This is a genomic window from Microbacterium stercoris (assembly GCF_017592545.1).
GTDB lineage: Bacteria > Actinomycetota > Actinomycetes > Actinomycetales > Microbacteriaceae > Microbacterium > Microbacterium stercoris.
Genome location: NZ_JAGFOA010000001.1, coordinates 787,065 through 807,123 on the forward strand (window position 1 = coordinate 787,065; position 20,059 = coordinate 807,123).

The window sequence follows — 20,059 nt, forward strand, 5'->3', positions numbered from 1 at the left end:
GAAGGAGAGATCATGACCACCGCCCTGATCACCGTCGACCCCCGGGCCGCGCGGCGTCACCGCTCCCGCAGCTCCCGCAGTCGTCTGTCGACCGTCGTCGGCGTTGTGCTGCTGGCCATCATGCTGTTCCCCGTCTACTGGATGGTGAACACGTCGCTGCAGCCGTCCGGCAACACCCTCAACGCCGGGCTGATCCCCTGGAACCCGAGCTTCGCGGGGTACGAGCAGGCCATCGCGGATCAGGGCGGCAACCTGCTCACGAGCCTCATCGTGTCGGTCGGCTCGGTGATCGTCTGCCTCGCGATCTCGGCGCCGGCCGCCTACGCGCTCGCGCAGTTCCGGTACCGCTGGATCAACGTGGCGCTGCTGGTGATCCTGATCGCGCAGATGATCCCGGGCATCGTGATCGCCAACGCGCTCTACGCCGCCTACAACGACCTCGGGCTGCTCAACACCGTCGTCGGGCTCATCCTCGCGGACGCCTCGCACTCGGTGCCGTTCGCGATCCTCGTGCTGCGCGCGTTCATGATGAGCCTGCACCCGTCGATCCTCGAGGCGGCGCGCGTGGACGGCGCAGGCCCCGTCCGCGCGTTCTGGTCGATCGCGCTGCCGATCGCCAAGAACGCGCTGATCACCGCCGGGCTGTTCGCGTTCCTCTTCGCGTGGAGCGACTTCCTGTTCGCGCTGACGCTGACCACCACCGAGGACCTGCGCCCCGTCACCCTCGGCATCTACTCGTACCTCGGCACGCAGGTCGCCAACTGGGGAGCGGTGATGGCCACCGCCGTGCTGTCGTCGCTGCCGGCGATCGTGCTGCTGCTCGTCGCCCAGCGCTACATTGCGGCAGGCGCGATGGGCGGCGCCGTCAAATGACCTCACACATCTCGAACACCCAAGAGAAGGAGACCGCCATGTCGGCGCTCACCCCCGAATACCCCGTCCGCGTCGTCGTGTGGGGGGAGAACCGCCACGAGCAGGTGCAGCAGAACGTGCGCGACATCTACCCCGACGGCATGCACACCACGATCAAGGAGGGCATCGAGGAGAACCTCGGCGACCGGGCGATCGTGCAGACGGTGACCCTCGACGACCCCGAGCACGGCCTCACCGAGGAGCTGCTCGCGCAGACCGACGTGCTGGTGTGGTGGGGACACGCGGCGCACGGCGAGGTGGCGGACGAGGTCGTCGAGCGCGTGCACAAGCACGTGCTGGCCGGCATGGGGCTCGTGGTGCTTCACTCGGGCCACTGGTCGAAGATCTTCGGCAAGCTGATGGGCACCTCGTGCACCCTCCGCTGGCGCTCGAAGAACGACCGCGAGATCGTCTGGACGGTCGATCCGACCCATCCGATCGCGCGCGGCATCCCGCACCCGTTCCTCATCCCCGCGCAGGAGATGTACGGCGAGTTCTTCGACGTTCCCGCGCCCGACGAGCTGATCTTCCTGTCGACCTTCACGGGCGGCGAGGTGTTCCGTAGCGGCATGACCTACCGCCGCGGCTTCGGCAAGATCTTCTACTTCAGCCCCGGCGACCAGGACTACCCGGTCTACCACCAGGCCGAGGTGCGCAAGGTCATCGCGAACGGCGTGGAGTGGGCGAAGACCCTGCGGCCCGAGCGCGCCGACCCGGTGCTGCTGCGCTACGACGCCGAGGACTTCTACAACGGTCACGGCTACGGCGGAGCGATGCACAATGACGACTGAGGCCACCCCGATCCGCCTCGTGCAGGTCGGCGCGGGCGGGATGGGCCAGGCCTGGCTGCGCACCATCGCGGCCGAGCCGGGCGCCGAGCTCGTCGGCCTCGTCGACCTCAACGTGACCGCGGCCGAGCAGGCGCTCGCCGCGCACGGCCTCTCGGGCGTCGTCGTGGGAACGAGCGTCGCCGAGGTCGCCGCCGCGACGGGTGCCGACGCCGTGGTCAACGTCACGGTGCCGGTCGCCCATCTGCCGGTGAACGTCGAGGCGCTCGCCTCGGGCCTGCCCGTGCTGTGCGAGAAGCCCGCCGCCCCCACCGTCGCCGATGCCCTGCGTCAGGCCGCCGCGGCCGAGGCGCATGGCCGACTGCTGATGATCAGCCAGTCGCGCCGCTACTACGCGGCGCTCGACGCCCTGCGTGCGGAGGTGCGTGAGCTCGGTGCGATCGGATCCGTCGTCACCGAGTTCTACAAGGCGCCGCACTTCGGGGGCTTCCGCGAGGAGATGGATCACGTGCTGCTCGTCGACATGGCGATCCACGCGTTCGACGCCGCGCGCTACGTGACGGGGGCCGATCCGGTGTCGGTGTACTGCGAGGAGCACAACCCGCCGTGGTCGTGGTTCCAGGCCGACGCCAACGCCCACGCGGTGTTCTCGTTCGACGACGGCTCGCGCTTCGTCTTCACCGGCAGCTGGTGCGCGCCGGGCCTGGAGACGTCGTGGAACGGATCGTGGCGCATCAGCGCCGAGCGCGGCTCGGCGGCCTGGGACGGCGGATCGCACGTGAGCGTCGAGACCGACGCCCTGCGCGAGCGGGACATCGCCCCGGCCGCGAAGGAGGAGATCGCCGGATCGCTGGCCGAGTTCCTCGACGCCCTGCGCACCGGGGCCGAGCCCTCGGGATCCGCACGCCAGAACGTGCGCAGTCTCGCCATGGTCGAGGCCGCGGTGCGCTCGGCCGAGACCGGGGCGCGCGTGCGCATCGACGAGGTGCTCGCGGAGGCGCACGCCCTCGCGATCGCGACCGAGACGGATCCGGATGTCCGCGCGGTCCTGGAGCGCACCGCCTGAGCGCGCGCACCGCCTGAGGCGCCGGGGGATCCAGGTTTTCGCGCAAAATGCCGTCCCCCGGCCCGCGCCGCCCTCCGCGCCCGCTAACCTCGACCCCGCGTGCCCGCGCGCGCCAGACAGAGAAGTCACAAAGGAGAATCCATGTCGGATACGACCCCGATTCGTCGCGCGCTGGTCGTGCGCGGCGGATGGGACGGCCATCACCCCGTCGAAGCCACCGAGCTGTTCATCCCGTTCCTGGAGGAATCGGGATTCGAGGTGCGCGTCGAGGAGAGCCCGGCGGTCTACGCCGACGGCGACTACATGGCGACGGTCGACCTGATCCTGCAGTCCAACACGATGAACACCATCGAGAAGGACGAGTTCTGGGGCCTGCGCGGCGCGATCGAGAACGGCACCGGATTCGGCGGATGGCACGGCGGCATCGCCGACTCCTACCGCAACAGCAGCGACTACCTGCAGCTGGTCGGCGGCCAGTTCGCCACGCACCCGGGCCGCCACCCGGAGGAGCGCCCCGGCGACGAGCGCGACAACTACCTGCCGTACACGGTGAACATCACCGACCTCGGGCGCGAGCACGAGATCACGGCCGGCATCGACGACTTCGAGCTGAACACCGAGCAGTACTGGGTGCTGCACGACGACCTGATCGACGTGCTGGCGACCACCACGCATCCGACGCAGCCGTACCACCCGTGGCACCGGCCGATCACGTCGCCCGCGGTGTGGACGCGCCTGTGGGGCAAGGGCCGCATCTTCGTCGCGACGCCCGGGCACTCGATCGACGTGCTGCAGGACGAGAACGTGCGCACGATCATCGAGCGCGGGCTGCTGTGGGCCGCGCGTCCGGCCGGTGCCGGGTCCGCGGGAGCCGACGCGTGAGCGCCGTGGCCTCGCCCCTGCGCGTCGGCGTCGTCGGCTGCGGCAACATCGTCGAGCAGTACCTCGCGACCCTCCCGCACCTCGCCGACGTGCGCTTCGTCGCCGCCGCAGACCTCGACCCCGCCCGCGCACAGGCGGTCGCCGACCGGGTGGGAGGCCGCGCCCTCACGGTCGACGAGCTGATCGCGGATCCCGAGGTCGACCTGGTGCTGAACCTCACGATCCCGGATGCGCACGACCGCATCGCCCTCGCCGCCATCGCGGCGGGCAAGCACGTGCACGGCGAGAAGCCGCTCGCGGCCACCCTCGAGCGCGCCAAGCCGGTGCTCGAGGCGGCCGCCGCGGCCGGCCTCGTCGCGTCGTGCGCGCCGGACACCGTGCTCGGCACGGGCACGCAGACCGCGCGCGCCGCCATCGAGGACGGCCTGATCGGCATCCCGATCTCGGCCACGGCGACCATGATGGCCGCCGGCCACGAGCGCTGGCACCCGAACCCCGACTTCTACTACCAGCCCGGCGGCGGCCCCCTGCTCGACATGGGCCCGTACTACGTCTCGGCGCTGGTGACCCTGCTCGGCCCCGTGGTGTCGGTGATCGGCGCCGCGAGCGCCCTGCGCTCCGAGCGCACGATCGGATCCGGCCCGCGCGCCGGCGAGATCATCCCCGTCAACGTCGACACGCACGTCACGGGCGTGCTCACCCACGCCTCCGGGGCGCTGTCGACGATCGTGATGTCGTTCGACACCGTGGGCACCAAGGCGTCGAACATCGAGATCCACGGCACCGAGGGCTCGCTCATCGTGCCCGACCCCAACCACTTCGCCGGCGACGTGCACCTCAAGCGCCTCAGCGACCCGTGGCAGGACCCGTGGGAGACCCTTCCGGTCTCCGGCGGCTACGTCGACGGAGGTCGCGGCATCGCGCTGCAGGACTTCGTGCGCACCGACGGCAGCCCGCGCACCTCCGGCGAGCTCGCCTTCCACGTGCTCGACATCATGGAGACACTGCTCCGCGCGGCCCACGAGGGCCGCTCCCTCGCCGTCGAGTCGACGTGCGAGCGCCCCGCCCCCGTCCCGCTCACCGAACTGGACTGATCCCATGCATCACAAGCCCGCTCTCCGCGTCGCCCTCATCGGCTACGCCTTCATGGGCAAGATCCACGCGCAGGCGTGGCAGACGGCCCCGCGCTTCTTCGACGTCGACGCCCGGATCGACCTCGTGGTCGGCCGCGACGAGGCCGCGGTGGCCGAGTTCGCGCACACGTTCGACATCCCGCGCTACGCGACCGACTGGCGCGACGCCGTCAACGATCCCGAGATCGACGCCGTCGACATCTGCGTGCCGGGCGACCTGCACGCCGAGATCTCGAACGCCGCGCTCGCCGCGGGCAAGCACGTGCTGTGCGAGAAGCCGCTGGCCAACACGGCCGCGGAGGCCGAGGAGATGACCCGCCTGGCGGCCGAGGCGCGCGCGCACGGTGTGCAGTCGATGGTCGGCTTCTCGTATCGCGGCACACCCGCCCTCGGCGTGATGCGCAAGCTCATCGCCGACGGCCGCCTCGGCACGATCCGCCACATCCGCGCCACCTACCTGCAGGACTGGATCGTCGATGAGGACTTCCCGCTCGTCTGGCGTCTGCAGAAGGCGAAGGCCGGATCCGGATCCCTCGGCGACATCGGCGCGCACGTCATCGACATGGCGTACTTCCTCACCGGGCAGAAGCTCACGGGCGTCAGCGCGCTGACCGAGACGTTCGTCAAGGAGCGCCCGCTGGTCGCCTCGCAGGGGTCGCTCGCGGCGACCGCCGGCGAGGGCCGCGGCACGGTCGACGTCGACGACGCGGCGGTGTTCATCGCGCGCACCGACGGCGGCGCCCTGGCCACGTTCGAGGCGACCCGCTTCGCCGCGGGACGCAAGAACGCGATCCGGATCGAGATCAACGGCTCGCTGGGCTCGGTCGCGTTCGACTTCGAGCGCCTGAACGAGTTCGAGTTCCACGACCACACGCTGCCGTCGGACGAGGCCGGCTTCCGCCGCATCCTCGCCACCGAGCCCGAGCACCCGTATCTGTCGGCCTGGTGGCCGACGGGCCATGGCCTCGGCTACGAGCACACCTTCACGCACGAGGTCGTCGAGTTCGCCCGCGCGATCGCGTCGGGAGTCGCGCCGGCCCCGAGCTACGAGGACGGCCTGTACGTGCAGCGCGTGCTCGACGCGGTCGAGCGCTCGGCCGCCGGCAACGCCGGCTGGGTGGCGCTCGGCTGATCCGTCCTGCCCGGCCGGCTCGCTGCTGGCCACAAAACGCCGCGCTCCCTTCGGGGGGTGCGGCGTTTTGCGACGGGAAGTGTCGCGATCCGGATCCGTCCCGGCGCGTCCTGACCAGGAGGGCGCTGATCAGCCGCACCAGCCCTATCCCAGGCGCATCCGCCTACGCTTGAGCACATGACCGACACGCCCGCGCGCCCCGCGAACACCGCCATCCGCAGCACTGGCGGCGCCAAGGCCGCCGGCGTGCGCCAGGTGCGCCCCCAGACCGAGGGCTGGCAGCAGGCGAAGGACGAGTCGGGCCGCCCGCTGCTGCAGTTCGCGAGCCCGAAGCGCGGCAAGCCGCCGGTGCACCTCGCCGACCTCACGCCCGAGGCGCGCGTCGAGCGCGTCAAGGAGCTGGGACTGCAGGGCTTCCGCGCCAAGCAGGTCGCGAAGCACTACTTCCAGCACTGGACGAGCGACCCCGCCGAGATGACGGATCTGCCGGCCGCGGGCCGCGAGGAGCTGGTCACCGGACTCCTCCCGAACCTGCTCACCGAGGTGCGCCGCCTCGAGACCGACAAGGGCGACACGATCAAGTTCCTGTGGCGCCTGCACGACGGCGCCCTCGTCGAGTCGGTGCTGATGCGCTACCCGGGCCGCATCACGCTGTGCGTCTCGTCGCAGGCCGGATGCGGCATGAACTGCCCGTTCTGCGCCACCGGCCAGGCGGGGCTCACGCGCAACATGTCGAGCGCCGAGATCATCGACCAGATCGTGCGCGCGAACCGCGCCATCGCGAACGGCGAGCTGGGTCGCCGCGAGCACCCGGACGAGCGCGTCACCAACATCGTGTTCATGGGCATGGGCGAGCCGCTGGCCAACTACGCCCGCGTGATGCACGCCGTGCGCACGATGGTCGACAAGAAGGACGGCCTGGGCATGTCCGCGCGCGGCATCACGGTGTCGACCGTGGGGCTCGCGCCGGCGATCCGCAAGCTCGCGGACGAGGACATCCCCCTCACCTTCGCGCTCTCGCTGCACGCCCCCGACGACGAGCTGCGCGACGAGCTGATCCCGGTGAACTCGCGCTGGAAGGTCGACGAGGTGCTCGATGCCGCCCGCGGCTACTACGAGAAGACCGGACGCCGCGTCTCCATCGAGTACGCGCTGATCCGCGACATGAACGATCACCCGTGGCGCGCCGACCTGCTGGCCGACAAGCTCAACGCGCGCGGTCGAGGCTGGGTGCACGTGAACCCCATCCCCCTGAATCCGACTCCCGGATCCGTCTGGGACGCGTCCGAGAGGGCGGTGCAGCGTGAGTTCGTGCGTCGCCTGAACGACGCGGGCATCCCGACGACCCTCCGCGACACCCGCGGCAAGGAGATCGACGGCGCCTGCGGCCAGCTCGTGGCCACCGAGGAAGACCAGCAGCAGGCCGCCGAGGCCGCCGCGACGGCCTGACGCGCCCGCGAGACCACATCGTCCCCGCCACGGCACATCCTTCGGGATGCGCCCCGACGGGGACGATGTGCGTTCGGCGGGGCAGCGCTGTGTCCGCGGATATGCTCGGCTCACCGAGAGGCGCGGCCGCGCCCTCGGCCGCTTCCGAGGGAGACGCCATCACGAACGACCCCGTCGCCGAGGGTGCCCCCGTCGACCGCAGCCACCCCGCGCCGCAGCCCTCCGCTCCCGCACCTGATTCCCCCGCGCCTGATGCCCCCGCGCCCGCGCCTGATGCCCCCGCGCCCGCGCCTGACGCCGCCGCGTCCGACGGGCCGCCCGCCGCGCGCACGCGCCGCACGGGGTGGATCGTCGCGGTGGCGCTGCTCGCCGTCGGCGCGATCGCGCTCGCCGTGGGCCTGGTGCTCCTGCTGCTGCAGCTGCAGACGATGCAGGAGCGGCTGGACGAGCAGGACCAGCGCATCCAGGAGCAGCAGGACCGCATCGAGGAGCAGGACGAGCTGATCGAGCAGAAGGAGACCTTCGGCGCCGCGATGCAGGAGCTCCTGAACACCGCCGCGCGCTTCGAGACCGTCGACGTCGGGGGTCTTGTGCCCCAGGGGCACCTGACGTACCTCGCCGCGAACGCCTGGCGCCACCGCCACGATGCCGCGGGCCTCGATCGCGACATCGCCGACGTGGCCACGGCGACGGCCGATCTCGCGAAGCAGCTGTCGGATGCGCAGGCCGCGGCATCCGCCAACGCCTCGGGAAGCGCCTACGAGACCGTGCTGGACGAGCTCGGGAGCGGATTCGTCACGACGTCGATCGACGACGCCGACACGCTCTGCGGCGAGGACGTGGCCGGATGCGTGGTGTCGGCCGACCCGCGCGTCGTGCACATCGACGCGGCCGATGACGCGATGCCGTACATGTCCGACTGGTTGAGGACCGGCGTCGCGTACCACGAGTTCGCCCATGTGCTCCAGGTCACGAATCCCGAGCCGACCGAGGTCGCCCTCTCGGCGTTCGGTGGGGATCTCGAGACGATGGCCGACTGCTTTGCTCTCACGTATCTCGACGGCTGGTCTCTCGACCACCGGGTCTGGGTGAGTGCGAACCAGTACTGGGACGTGACCCTGGGCTACGGCCACGTCTGCGACGAGCCTCAGCGCCAGGCCGTGCGCGACTGGCACGCGCAGCTCGGCTACGTCAGCCAGCCCGTCTCGCAGTAGCGTCGCCGCCTCGGCGCCGAGCGGGTGCGTCGACGCCGAGCGGGTGCGTGCCCGCGCACCCGCTGGGCGCCCGCGCACCCGCTGGGCGAGCGATCCGCGCAATGTATTCCGGACATCCGGGCCCCGAGGGATCCGGGCACGGATAGCGTTGTCCCATGGTCAACTATCGATACCTGGGCAACAGCGGGTTCAAGGTCTCCGAGATCACCTACGGCAACTGGGTCACTCACGCCTCGCAGGTCGAGAACGACGCGGCGATCGCAACGGTGCACGCCGCCCTCGATGCGGGCATCACGACGTTCGACACCGCGGACACCTACGCCAACACGGCGGCCGAGGAGGTGCTCGCCGAGGCGCTGAAGGGCCAGCGTCGCGAGGGTCTCGAGATCTTCACGAAGGTCTACTTCCCGATCGGCCCGAAGGGCCCGAACGACCACGGACTGTCGCGCAAGCACATCCGCGACGGCATCGACGGCTCGCTGCGTCGCCTGAAGGTCGACTACGTCGACCTGTACCAGGCCCACCGCTACGACTACGAGACGCCGCTCGAGGAGACGATGCAGGCCTTCGCCGACATCGTGCGTCAGGGCAAGGCGCTCTACATCGGCGTCTCGGAGTGGACGGCCGAGCAGCTGCGCGAGGGCCACGCGCTGGCGAAGCAGCTGGGCTTCCAGCTCGTCTCCAACCAGCCGCAGTACTCGATGCTGCACCGCGTGATCGAGGGCAAGGTCGTGCCGGCCTCCGAGGAGCTCGGCATCTCGCAGATCGTGTGGTCGCCGATGGCGCAGGGTGTGCTGTCGGGCAAGTACCTGCCGGGTCAGCCGGTGCCCGAGGGCTCGCGCGCCACCGACGAGAAGTCGGGCGCGAGCTTCATCAAGGGCTGGCTGCGCGATGAGGTGCTCACCGCCGTGCAGAACCTCAAGCCGCTCGCCGAGCAGGCCGGCCTCACGATGCCGCAGCTCGCGATCGCGTGGGTGCTGCAGAACCAGAACGTCGCCGCGGCGCTCGTGGGCGCCTCCCGCCCCGAGCAGCTCAAGGACACCGTCAAGGCGTCCGGCGTGAAGCTCGAGGCCGACCTCATGAAGGCGATCGACGAGGCCCTCTCCGGCGTCGCGAACACCGACCCGGAGGACACCTACAACGTGTCGCCGAAGACCCGTCTGGTCTGAGCCGGATCCACGAAGCCCCGCCGCCCACCCGGACGGCGGGGCTTCGTCGTCGGCTCCCGATATGCTCGGCCGAGAAACGGGGGTGCGGCATGGCACGACGCGGCGTCAACCGGCGGGTCACCGCCCGCCACGCGCGTCTGCCGCGCGAGCGCCGCGGCATGCGCCGCCTGGTCCGCGGGATGGGGATCGGGCTGGCGGTGCTGCTCGTCGCCGGCATCGGCACCGTGGTCTACGGCTACTGGGACCTCTCGCGCACGTTCACGGAGAACGCGCAGCAGCTCGACGGGCAGGATGTGAATCCGCCCGATATCGGAGCGCTCGTGGGCACCGAGGGCGTCGACCTGCTGCTGGTGGGGCTCGACATCTGCGAGTGGGCCTCGCACGAGAGGCACGTCGGCCGGTGCCCGCAGGAGCGCTCGGCGTACGACGAGGACGGCCGCGACCTGCAGACGGCCCACAACGACGTCAACCTGCTCGTGCGCATCTCGCCCGAGCCGCGGCGGGTGACGGTCACGGCGTTCCCGCGCGACCTGATGGTGCCGATCCCGTCGTGCACGAATCAGAAGGGCGAGTCGAGGGCGGCGACCTCGCACACCATGCTGAACGAGGCTTACGGCCGCGGTGAGCTGAACTGCGTCGCCCAGACGCTCAACGCCCTCGTCACCCCGTTCGGCGCGGATCTCGCCATCGACTACGCCGCGAGCGTCACCTGGAACGGCGTGGTCGAGATCACCAACGCCCTCGGCGGCGTCGACATCTGCGTCGCCGAGGAGATCTTCGACCCCGACGCCGGCGGCCTGCATCTCGAGCCCGGCCCGCACACGCTCGTCGGCGAGCAGGCGCTGCAGTTCCTGCGCATGCGCAAGACGCTGCCGACCGGCAGCGACCTCGCCCGCATCTCGAACCAGCAGATCTACATGTCGGCGCTGGTGCGCAAGCTCACCGACCAGGGCACGCTGAGCGATCCGGGTCTGCTGCTGTCGCTCGCCCGCACCGCGCTGTCGAACATCGACCCGAGCACCGAGCTGACCGATCCGTTCACGCTCGTGCAGCTCGCCATGGCGGCGAAGGATGTGCCGACCTCGGACTACGTCTTCCTGCAGGTTCCCGCGACCGACGACCCGCTGGATCCGGATCGGGTGGTGCCGATCGACGCGGAGGTCGAGAAGCTCTTCACCGCGATCGCCGCCAACGTGCCGATCAGCCCCACCGGCACCTACTTCGATCCGGATGCGAACGCGGGGGCGAACCCCGACCCGCCGGTGGCGCCCTCGGGCACGCCGGCGCCCGGCGCCAGCGCCGCACCGCCGCCCCCCGCACCCGAGGTGCTGGGCCGCAACGCGACCGACACGACATGCGCGGGCTGACCCTGGCCCACCCGCCTCGAGGGGTCAAGGCTGTTGCGCACTGTTTCGGCCTCGAATCATCGTCTCGGGTGGCCCTGGCATGATCCTCTTGTGAGCTCTGCCCTTCCTGCCTCCCTGCGCGCGATCTACGGCGTCTTCGGGGCGGCGGCTCTGGGGCTGCTGGCGTTCTGCGCGGTGTTCTTCACGCGCTGGATCGCGTCGCTCGAGGGCGTCGAGGCGTTTCTTACGGCGTTCCCCGGTCCGGCCCCCATGCCGGAGGGTCAGGGCGTCGGCATTCCGGCGTGGCTGTCATGGACGCACTTCCTCAACGGCTTCTTCCTCCTGCTGATCATCCGCACGGGCATCCGGATCAAGGGCGAGAAGACCCCGAGCGGGCTGTGGTCGTCGAAGCGGGTGAAGAAGCGCCGGATGAGCCTCACCATCTGGTTCCACCTGGTGCTCGACGCGGCCTGGCTGATCAACGGCGTCGTCTACGTGGTGCTGCTGTTCGCGACGGGCGCCTGGGTGCGGATCGTGCCGACGAGCTGGGAGGTCTTCCCCAACGCGCTGTCGGCACTGATCCACTACCTCTCGCTCGACTGGCCCACCCACAGCGGCTGGACCGGCTACAACGGCCTGCAGCAGCTGCTCTACTTCCTCATCGTGTTCGTCGCCTCGCCGCTCGCGGTGCTCACGGGCATCCGGCTCTCGGCGTTCTGGCCGCGGGACGACCGCCGGATCAACCGCATCTTCACCGTCGATCTGGCCAAGGCGATCCACTTCCCGACGATGCTCTTCTTCGTCGGCTTCACGATCGTGCACGTGGGGCTGGTGCTCGCCACGGGCGCGCTGCGCAACCTCAACGCCATGTACGGCGGCCAGGATGCCGTCAACTGGACGGGCTTCTGGATCTTCGTGGCCTCGCTGATCGTGATGGCCGCCGGGTGGATCGCCGCGCGCGACTCGGTCATCGCGCCGATCGCGGGGCGGTTCGGCGACCTGCGCATGCGCCCGAAGCGCTGATCCGATCCCCGTTCCCGCGCGGCGGAGCACCGGCCGCCTCCGGGTGAACGAAGCGGCCCCCGTCGCCCCCGAAGGGACGACGGGGGCCGCCGTGCGCGCGTCGGTCAGGGCGCGGTGGGCATCCCCGCGCGGCGGCGTCGCAGCGCCAGCACCCCGCCGCCGATGACCAGGGCGGCGGCGATGAGACCCAGGATCCACGGCTGCTGGGTCAGGCCCGTCGCGGCCAGCGCGCCGCCGGCGACGACCTCCAGGCTCGCCGACACGTCGGGGAGCCCGGCCGACGAGATGACGAGCGTGTGCGCGCCCACCTCGAAGTCGGCGGGGATGGCGAGGGCGAACGAGATCGTGCCGCTCGCGTCGGCCGCCGGCAGGCCCTGCACGACGATCGGCTCGGAGTGCAGCACGGCGCGGACGACCTGGCCGGGCTCGAGGCCCGTCAGCTCGACCTGCAGCGTGTCGCCCTGCGCGATCCGCTTGGCGCTGAGGTCGATCGTGACCCACGCGTCATGAGGCTGCTCGGCCCCGGGCTGCTCGGTGCCGGGCTGACCGGGCTCCTCCGGCTGCTCGGTGCCGGGCGTCCAGACCACCGCGCGGCCGAGCGGAGCGGGATCCACGACGGTCTCGGCCTCGAAGTAGTCCACCGTGGCGGCGAGGTCGACGATGCCCGAGTCGGCCGTTCCCGTGCCCTCGGCGAAGGCGGCGAAGCCGTCGCCCCCCGCGGCGAGGAAGGAGTTCGTGACGACCACGAACTCGTCATCGGCCGCGATCGGCTCCCCCTTGTACGTCATGCCCTTGATGTGGTCGCCGGCGGCCGCGTCGTCGACGTACTCGTAGGCGAAGCCGTCCGACACGCCCAGGTGCAGCTTCGGCCGCTCCGCGCCCGGCTGCCACTGCTCCTCGAGCACCTGCTCGAGCTGCGCGCCCGTGAGGGTGAGCGTCACAAGGGTGTTGCCGAACGGCTGCACGGCCGCGACGTCGGCATAGGTGACCGTGCCGTCGCCCTCGAACAGCAGATCGTCGCGCAGGCCGCCCGGGTTCATGAGGGCGATCTGGGCGTCGGTGGCGCCGCCGTAGTTCTCGTACTCGCCCGTCGACCACAGGTACATGTCGGCGATGAGGTTGCCCATCGACGACTCGACACCGCGGTCGGATCCGGCCGGCGTGCCGCCGCGCAGGATGTCGGCCGAGATCTTGCCCACGGGCACCGATCCGAGCGTCTCCGCCTCGTCTTCGGCGGCCGCGACGATCTCGGCCACGTCGGCATCGGCCGGGAAGGCCGCCGTTCCGGACGCGTCGACGAGATCGACGGTGGATCCCTCGATCGAGATCAGCGCACGCGTGGCGGAGTCGACGCGGATGTCCAGCGCGCCGAGCGTGGTGCCGTACTGGTGCGCCTGCAGCACCGGGCGGCCGGCGATGTCGCACGCGTACAGCTGGTGGGTGTGGCCCGAGACGATCGCGTCGATGTCGGCGGACGCGCCGCGCACGAGGGATCCGTACTCCGAGTCCTCGGCCGCGAGCGCGGCGCAGTCGGCGCCGGCCGAACCCGAGTGGGTCAGCAGCACGATGACGTCGGCGGCGCCGGTCGCGGTGAGTTCGGCGGCCACACGGTTGGCGGCCTCGAGCTGGTCGCCGAACTCCAGCTCGGCGATGCCGGCCGGGCTGACGAGCGTGGCGGTGTCGGAGGTCACGGTGCCGATGAAGGCCACCTTCACGCCGTCGACCTCGCGGATCGCGTACTCCGCGAGCGCGGGATCGGTCGTGCCCTTGCGGTAGACATTGGCGCCGAGCGCGAAATCGGCACCCGGCAGACCGGTCTTGTCCTCGTAACGGGGGATGACCCGATCCGTGAGGTCTGCGAAGCCCTGGTCGAACTCGTGGTTGCCCACAACGCTCAGGTCGAGGCCGCCCGCGGAGAGCGCGTCGATCGTGGGCTCGTCGTCCGCGATGAACGACGTGAACGTCGAGGCGCCGATGTTGTCGCCCGCCGACACGAACAGGGTGTTCGGGTTGGCGGCCTCGTACTGCGCGACGGCGCCGGCCACCACCGCGGCGCCCGCCTCCTGGCCGTTCGCCGAGACGCGACCGTGGAAGTCGTTGATCGTGAGCACCTGCACATCGGTGACGCCGTCATCCAGCGTCCAGATCGTGGTGGATCCGGTGACCTCGTTGCCCGTGACCAGCAGCGCCTCACCCGAGGGGGACTCGCTCGCGGGGATGAAGTCCAGGCCCTCCGGGCCCAGGTCGCCCGCGCTCTTCACCAGCGCCGCGATGTCGGCGTCGGAGGCGCCGGCGTCCTCGAGCGCCTCGATCTCGTCGCCGAGGTTCACCGTGAAGTCGCGGTTGTCGAAGTAGGAGACGTACGTCGGCGCCGCGGGATCGGTGATGTCGTACGCCATCACGCCGCTCAGGCGCTCGAGGCCGATGAAGGCGAGCGTGCGGCCCGCGATCTCGCCGATCACGAGGTTCTCCGGCTCGACGCCCTTCGCGTCGCTGCGGCTCTCGGCCTCGTTGTCGTCGTGGCCGGCGTTGAACACCACACCCTCGAGCTGCGAGGTGATCTGCTCGAACTGGGCGCCCGAGTCGAAGACGAGCTGCCCATCCGCGGTCCAGATCGAGAACGACCGGCCGCCGTACGCCCACAGCTCGCTGTAGCAGCCGCGCGCGTCGTCGAAGCCGTCTTCCTTCGAGACGTTGATGCGGCCCGCGGTCTCGTCGTCGCCGAGGCCCGCGATCTCGTCGCAGAGGGGGCCGTAGCCGTCGTCTGCGAGATCCTTGACGCGCACCTCGTCGCTGTAGTCGCCCCAGTCGGCGCGGGCGTCGCCCTCGTTCGCGGTGACCAGGAACGTCTGACCGCCCGCCTCGTACGAGGCGATGCCGTCGGGCATGTACATGCCCTTCAGGCCGGGCCGGTTGGCGATGTTCACAACGTCGTCCTTGTCGGACGCGTCGATGCCGACCGTTCCCCAGTCCTTCAGGCCCAGCGGCAGGATGTCCGTCACGGTGGCGCTCGGCAGGTCGACGACCGCGATCGCGTTCGCCTCCTGCAGGGTCGTGTAGGCGGTGGTGCCCACGACGGTGATGTACTCGGGCTCGAGGTTGCGCGAGACGGGGTTGCCCGGCTCCGGCGTCGGCCCGAACGTGCGCACGCCCTCGGGGAGGGCGCCGTTCTCGAACGCGTGGAAGTCGGCGGTCTGCACGGCGTCCTGCGCGGCGGCGGCGATGCCGGCGGGCAGCGCGATGACGCTCACGGATCCCTCCGGGTCGGTGAGGAAGTCATCCGCCGGCTCGCCCTCGTTCGCGACGACGGCGTAGGCGCCATCCGGCGACACGGTCACCATGTCGGGGAGGGAGCCCACCGTGACCGTGCCGAGCACGGCATCCTCGGCGGTGTCGGCCGTCGCGTCGAAGAAGAGCACGCGGCCCGGCGCGGTCTTGTCGGCGGCGTTCTCGAGGGCCACGACGCCCAGGCCGTCCGCGCGCACCGCGACCGAGTTGGCGACCGTGCCGTCGACGCCGAGCTGGAAGAGCTCGACCGGGTTCGCGGGGTCGCTCGCGTCGAGCACGAACACGGCGCCGGCGGCGGCGTTCACAGAGAAGAGGCGGTCGCCGAAGTGCTTGACGATCTCGGACGCGCCCTGGTCGAACAGGCCCGTCTCGAACGTGCCGGTCGGGACCGCGGTGAACGGCGCATCCGCGACCCGGTCATTCACCGGATCGGCGACGATCACGGCGTTCGCGGCGACCGGCACGAGCACGCCGGCGCAGGTGGTGGCGACGACGGCCGCGGCGGCGGCGAGTCGGCGGCGGAAGGAGGAGTGCATGGCGATACGGATCCTCTTGCTGCAGGGGTGGGAGACGTCTCGGGACGGACGCGGTGACAGCCAACCGGCTGGAGGTTGCGCACAGGTGAACGCCGCGGAGCGGATGGCGCGTGGTTGGCTGGGCGCATGACCGATTACGAGACGATTCAGGTCGAGACGCGAGGACGCGTCGGTTGGATCACCCTCGACCGACCCCAGGCGCTCAACGCCCTCAACAACCAGGTGATGCGCGACCTCGTCGACGCCATGTCCGCTCTCGACGCGGACGAGGGCATCGGCGCGATCGTGATCACCGGATCCGACCGCGCCTTCGCCGCCGGCGCCGACATCAAGGAGATGGAGGGCCTGCAGGGCCGCGACATCGCCGTCAGCGGGCAGTTCGACGGCTGGTACCGGGTCGCCGCGGTGCGCACGCCCGTGATCGCGGCCGTCGCCGGATACGCCCTCGGGGGCGGCTGCGAACTCGCCATGATGTGCGATGTCATCCTCGCCGCCGACACCGCGAAGTTCGGCCAGCCGGAGATCACGCTCGGCGTCATCCCGGGCATGGGCGGCACGCAGCGGCTCGTGCGCGCGATCGGCTACTTCAAGGCCGCCGAGCTGGTGCTCTCGGGGCGCCTCGTCGATGCGCAGGAGGCCGAGCGCATCGGCCTGGTCTCGCGCGTTGTGCCCGCCGCCGAGCTGCTCGACGAGGCGGGGAAGCTCGCCGAGTCGATCGCGGCCAAGCCCCTGCCGGCGCTCTACGCGGCCAAGGCCGCGCTCGACGCCGCCCTGGAGACGCCGCTCGCCGAGGGCCTGCGCCTCGAGAAGCACCTCTTCGCGTCGCTCTTCGACACCGCCGACCAGAAGGAGGGCATGGCCGCCTTCCGCGAGAAGCGCTCGCCCGACTTCACGCACCGCTGACCGGGCCGGGGCTCGGCGCCTCGCATGGGTGTGGGCGCGTGCGGGGTGGCGCCTCGCGTTGACTAGTCCTCCGCGGGATTACTAGTCCAGGCTGGACTAGTGAGCCCGCGCGGGACTAGTCAACGCCCGGGCCTGTGACCCGCAGCGCCTCAGCGCACCACGGACGGCGACCACGCCAGCGGCACCAGGATGCGCGGCGTCGCCCCGGGCGCGAGGTCGAGCGCCCAGACGTCGCTGACGCCCGTCTCGTCCTCGCGCGGCAGGCCGTAGAGCACGGTGTCGTCGTCGAGCCACTCGACCTGGTCGTCCACCGAGCGGCTCTCGCCGAGCTCCACCTCCTCGCCCGTGGCGAGGTCGAGCACGGCGATGCCCCAGTGCTGGCCGCCGCGGTCGACCTTGTAGGCGACGCGCGTGCGATCCGGCGAGATCGAGGGGCACTCGGCGTTGGTGCGCACCGCCGTCAGGGTGCGCGTCGCGAAGTCACCGCGCACGAGCCACGTGCGTCCGAGGGAGGCCGAGGCGGCGGTGGCGTAGAACTCGTCGCCGCCCACGAAGGTGACGCCCCACATGTTGCGGTCGGCCACGTCGACCCGCTCGCCGTCGACGACCAGGGCGAACTGCTCGATATCGCCCGGATCATCCCTCCCGGGCTCGAGCGCGCGCACCACGGTCTCGGTCGAGAACGCGCCGCCCGCGTAGGAATGCCCCGTCACGAACGACGTCGACGTGAGCAGGGTGCCGTCGTCGGAGAGGCGCGTGCGGCTCGGGATGCCGGGCAGGGGCCAGGATCGGATGCGCTGCCAGCTCTCGTCGTAGAGATCGGCCTCGAAGGTGGTGAGGACGCCCCGCACCGTGCGCAGGCACGACGCCCGCTGCGCCACGGCGTCGACGCGATCGCAGGCCACTCCCGTGAACGCGCGTGCGCCATCCGTATCGGCGAGCGGCACCATCGCGACGGTGCCGTATCCGTCACCCGGCGCGGTGCTGCGGAAGACGATGCGGGGCTCGCCCGAGACGGAGGCGAGATCGGCCTCGGCGACCGCCCCTGAGGGATCCGGCGCCGTCAGCCGATCCGCGTAGGCGGCGAGCCCGAAGGCCACCATCCCCGCGGTGACCGCGACGATGACGGCGGTGAGCACCAGCCGCCTCATGCGCGCGAACCCCGGGTGAGCCGCGTGACGACGACGAGGCAGATCGGCACCGCCACGGTCAGCAGCACCGCCACGATGAGCAGCGACTCCGTGCGCCCAAGGGCGAACCACAGCGCCCCGAACGCGGCCGAGGCGACCATGCGGCACACCGCCACCACCGTCTGCGCGGCGGCGATGGCGCTCGCGCGCACCGACGCGTCGACGAGGGATCCGGCCACGGCCGCGAGCACGCCGTCGGTGGCCGCGTAGAACGCACCGAGCAGCACCAGGCACCCGAGCACCGGCCCGACCCCGGTGAGCGGCACGAGCGCGAACGCGTAGGCGCCGAGCAGCCCGACGTGCCCCAGGATCAGCATGCGCGTGCGGCCCCACCGGTCGGCCAGCCGCCCGAACGGCACGGCCAGCGCGATGTACGCCGCATTGGTGCCCACGAACAGCAGCGGGAACCAGTGCGCGGCGAACCCGCCCCGGTCCTGCAGCGAGAGGTAGAGGAACCCGTCGCCGATCGTCAGCAGACTGAGCGCCCCCATCACGATCAGCAGGATCCGCAGTCGCGGCTGGGCGAGGTCGCGCCAGCGCAGGCGCACGGGGGCGGATCCGGGGGCGGCGGCCTCGCGGCGCGGTCGCCGATCCGGCACCACGAGGCCGAGGATCGTCACGCCGATCACCGCGAAGCCCAGCGACATCACGAACACCGTCGCGTAGCCGTCGGGGATCAGGAACAGGATCGCGAAGGCGAGCAGCGGGCCGATCGCCGCGCCGATCGTGTCGAGCGAGCGGTGCACGCCGAACGCGCGTGCGAGGTCGTCCGGATCGGAGCTCGCGGCGATCATCGCGTCGCGCGGCGCCGTGCGGATGCCCTTGCCGATGCGGTCGAGGGTGACGAGCGCCGCGACCGCCCCGAGCCCCTGCGCCACGATGAGCCATCCGCGGGTGAGGGCCGAGAGCAGGTAGCCGGCGAACGCGATCCACTTGGGGCGATCGGTGCGATCCGAGGCCCAGCCCGCCCCGATGCGCACGATCGCACTCGCCCCCTGGAAGAGCCCGTCGACCACGCCGTAGGCGAGCAGCGAGAGCCCCATCACGCTCGTGAGGTAGAGCGGCAGCACGGCCGCGACCGACTCGGACGAGACGTCGGTGAGAAGGGACACCACGCCCAGCGCGACCACGGTCGGGGCCACGCGGCGCCGCGTGCGCGTCGGGGAGGAGGGGGCCCCGCCCGCCGCGCCGGGGGAGGACGCGGCGGACGAGGCGGTCTGGGGGGTCTTGGGGCGGTCGCTCAGGCTGATGTACACGGGTCAGCTCGTCTCGTCGAGGATGCCGACGATGCGCAGCAGCGCGCCGTCGGCCTGGGGGCGGACCGCGACGGACACGGTGTGGCCGTCGCGCAGGAAGGTGCGGGCGTCGCCGCCGTCGGCGGCGGGGGTGGTGCTCCAGGTGAAGCCGAGGGCGACCAGCCGCAGCGTGGTGCGGTCGAGCACGTCCGCCGGGGGCGCCGTGTCGGAGGCCTCGACCGTGACGAGCAGGCGCCGGCCGTCGCCCGAGGCGCTCGAGGTCAGCACCGTGGCGGTGTCGGAGAGCGCGATCACCTCGCGCGGGAAGCTCGCGACCAGCGCCCCCTGCGCCGTCTCCGGCGAGGCCGGCCCGGGCGGCACCACCAGGGCCGGCAGCACGGGCAGCGGCCCCACCGCCCCGGGAGGGGCCGGCGAGGACGAGGGCTGCGGGGCCGCCTCGATGCCCGGCTGGTTCACGGTGGGGCGGTCGGGATCGGCGGGGTCGGCCGGATCGGAGGGGTCGGCCGGATCCGCGGAGTCGTCCGCCTTGGACGGGGAACTCGTCGAGGAGCCGGCGCGCGCATCCGGCGCCGGGGGCCCGCCCTGCGTCGCGGCGCCCGGCGCATCGCCCGACGGCAGCACGTCGAACGCGTCGAGGCCGAAGTAGATGCCCACACCCAGGGCGCCGCCCGCGGCGACCGCCGCGGCGACGCGCAGCGCGGTGGCCCGGCGGGGTCGCGGCGTCGCCTCCTGCCCGCGTGTGCGCATCCGGTGCTCTCCTCCTGCCCCGCGC

Annotated in this window: 16 protein-coding genes; 12 read left to right on the forward strand and 4 right to left on the reverse strand. The window is 71.5% G+C overall.

The genetic code is table 11. From position 1 onward, the window contains the following. The first annotated feature begins 12 nt into the window (after positions 1–12). The 11 genes from J5V96_RS03590 (at position 13) to J5V96_RS03640 (ending at position 12,114) form a co-directional block, all read left to right on the forward strand. Entirely contained in the window at positions 13–873 is an 861-nt protein-coding gene (locus J5V96_RS03590; protein WP_208500249.1) for a carbohydrate ABC transporter permease, read from the forward strand. Positions 874–911: 38 nt separating this feature from the next. After that, complete coding sequence (locus J5V96_RS03595; protein WP_208500250.1) at positions 912–1,703, forward strand: ThuA domain-containing protein; 792 nt, start codon at positions 912–914, stop codon at positions 1,701–1,703. Beyond that, a complete protein-coding gene (locus J5V96_RS03600) occupies positions 1,693–2,766 on the forward strand; it encodes a Gfo/Idh/MocA family protein (RefSeq protein WP_208500251.1) in 1,074 nt (357 codons plus the stop codon). Before J5V96_RS03595 ends, J5V96_RS03600 begins: the two co-directional genes overlap by 11 nt. 141 nt (positions 2,767–2,907) lie before the next feature. Continuing rightward, complete coding sequence (locus J5V96_RS03605) at positions 2,908–3,648, forward strand: ThuA domain-containing protein (RefSeq protein ID WP_208500252.1); 741 nt, start codon at positions 2,908–2,910, stop codon at positions 3,646–3,648. Between the two features lie 5 nt (positions 3,649–3,653). Next, complete coding sequence (locus J5V96_RS03610) at positions 3,654–4,742, forward strand: Gfo/Idh/MocA family protein (protein WP_208500697.1); 1,089 nt, start codon at positions 3,654–3,656, stop codon at positions 4,740–4,742. Between the two features lie 4 nt (positions 4,743–4,746). Continuing rightward, positions 4,747–5,913: a Gfo/Idh/MocA family protein gene (locus J5V96_RS03615; protein ID WP_208500253.1), complete on the forward strand. Its 1,167-nt coding sequence runs from the start codon at positions 4,747–4,749 to the stop codon at positions 5,911–5,913. A 177-nt stretch (positions 5,914–6,090) separates the two neighbouring features. Beyond that, positions 6,091–7,362 carry a dual-specificity RNA methyltransferase RlmN gene (gene rlmN / locus J5V96_RS03620; protein ID WP_208500254.1) on the forward strand — a complete coding sequence of 424 codons (1,272 nt, stop codon included), beginning with the start codon at positions 6,091–6,093 and terminating at the stop codon, positions 7,360–7,362. A 356-nt stretch (positions 7,363–7,718) separates the two neighbouring features. Next, entirely contained in the window at positions 7,719–8,576 is an 858-nt protein-coding gene (locus J5V96_RS03625; protein ID WP_208500255.1) for a hypothetical protein, read from the forward strand. 155 nt (positions 8,577–8,731) lie between these two features. Then, positions 8,732–9,745 carry an aldo/keto reductase family protein gene (locus J5V96_RS03630; protein ID WP_208500256.1) on the forward strand — a complete coding sequence of 338 codons (1,014 nt, stop codon included), beginning with the start codon at positions 8,732–8,734 and terminating at the stop codon, positions 9,743–9,745. Positions 9,746–9,834: 89 nt separating this feature from the next. After that, entirely contained in the window at positions 9,835–11,112 is a 1,278-nt protein-coding gene (locus tag J5V96_RS03635) for an LCP family protein (protein WP_208500257.1), read from the forward strand. Positions 11,113–11,202: 90 nt separating this feature from the next. Further along, entirely contained in the window at positions 11,203–12,114 is a 912-nt protein-coding gene (locus J5V96_RS03640) for a cytochrome b/b6 domain-containing protein (RefSeq protein ID WP_307793441.1), read from the forward strand. A gap of 104 nt (positions 12,115–12,218) precedes the next feature. Here the strand turns inward: J5V96_RS03640 and J5V96_RS03645 are convergent, their stop codons facing one another. Further along, positions 12,219–15,938 (reverse strand): choice-of-anchor I family protein, encoded by a 3,720-nt coding sequence (locus tag J5V96_RS03645; protein ID WP_208500258.1) that lies wholly within the window; start codon positions 15,936–15,938, stop codon positions 12,219–12,221. Positions 15,939–16,064: 126 nt separating this feature from the next. Here J5V96_RS03645 and J5V96_RS03650 point away from each other — a divergent pair, with 126 nt between their 5' ends. After that, positions 16,065–16,841 (forward strand): enoyl-CoA hydratase-related protein, encoded by a 777-nt coding sequence (locus J5V96_RS03650; protein ID WP_208500259.1) that lies wholly within the window; start codon positions 16,065–16,067, stop codon positions 16,839–16,841. 149 nt (positions 16,842–16,990) lie between these two features. Here the strand turns inward: J5V96_RS03650 and J5V96_RS03655 are convergent, their stop codons facing one another. The 3 genes from J5V96_RS03655 to J5V96_RS03665 are packed head-to-tail and all read right to left on the reverse strand — an operon-like array spanning position 16,991 to position 20,034. After that, complete coding sequence (locus tag J5V96_RS03655) at positions 16,991–17,992, reverse strand: TolB family protein (RefSeq protein WP_208500260.1); 1,002 nt, start codon at positions 17,990–17,992, stop codon at positions 16,991–16,993. Next, complete coding sequence (locus tag J5V96_RS03660; RefSeq protein WP_307793443.1) at positions 17,989–19,287, reverse strand: MFS transporter; 1,299 nt, start codon at positions 19,285–19,287, stop codon at positions 17,989–17,991. Before J5V96_RS03660 ends, J5V96_RS03655 begins: the two co-directional genes overlap by 4 nt. Positions 19,288–19,290: 3 nt before the next feature. Continuing rightward, positions 19,291–20,034, reverse strand: a complete 744-nt coding sequence (locus tag J5V96_RS03665; protein WP_208500261.1) for a hypothetical protein — start codon at positions 20,032–20,034, stop codon at positions 19,291–19,293. Between the last annotated feature and the right edge of the window lie 25 nt (positions 20,035–20,059).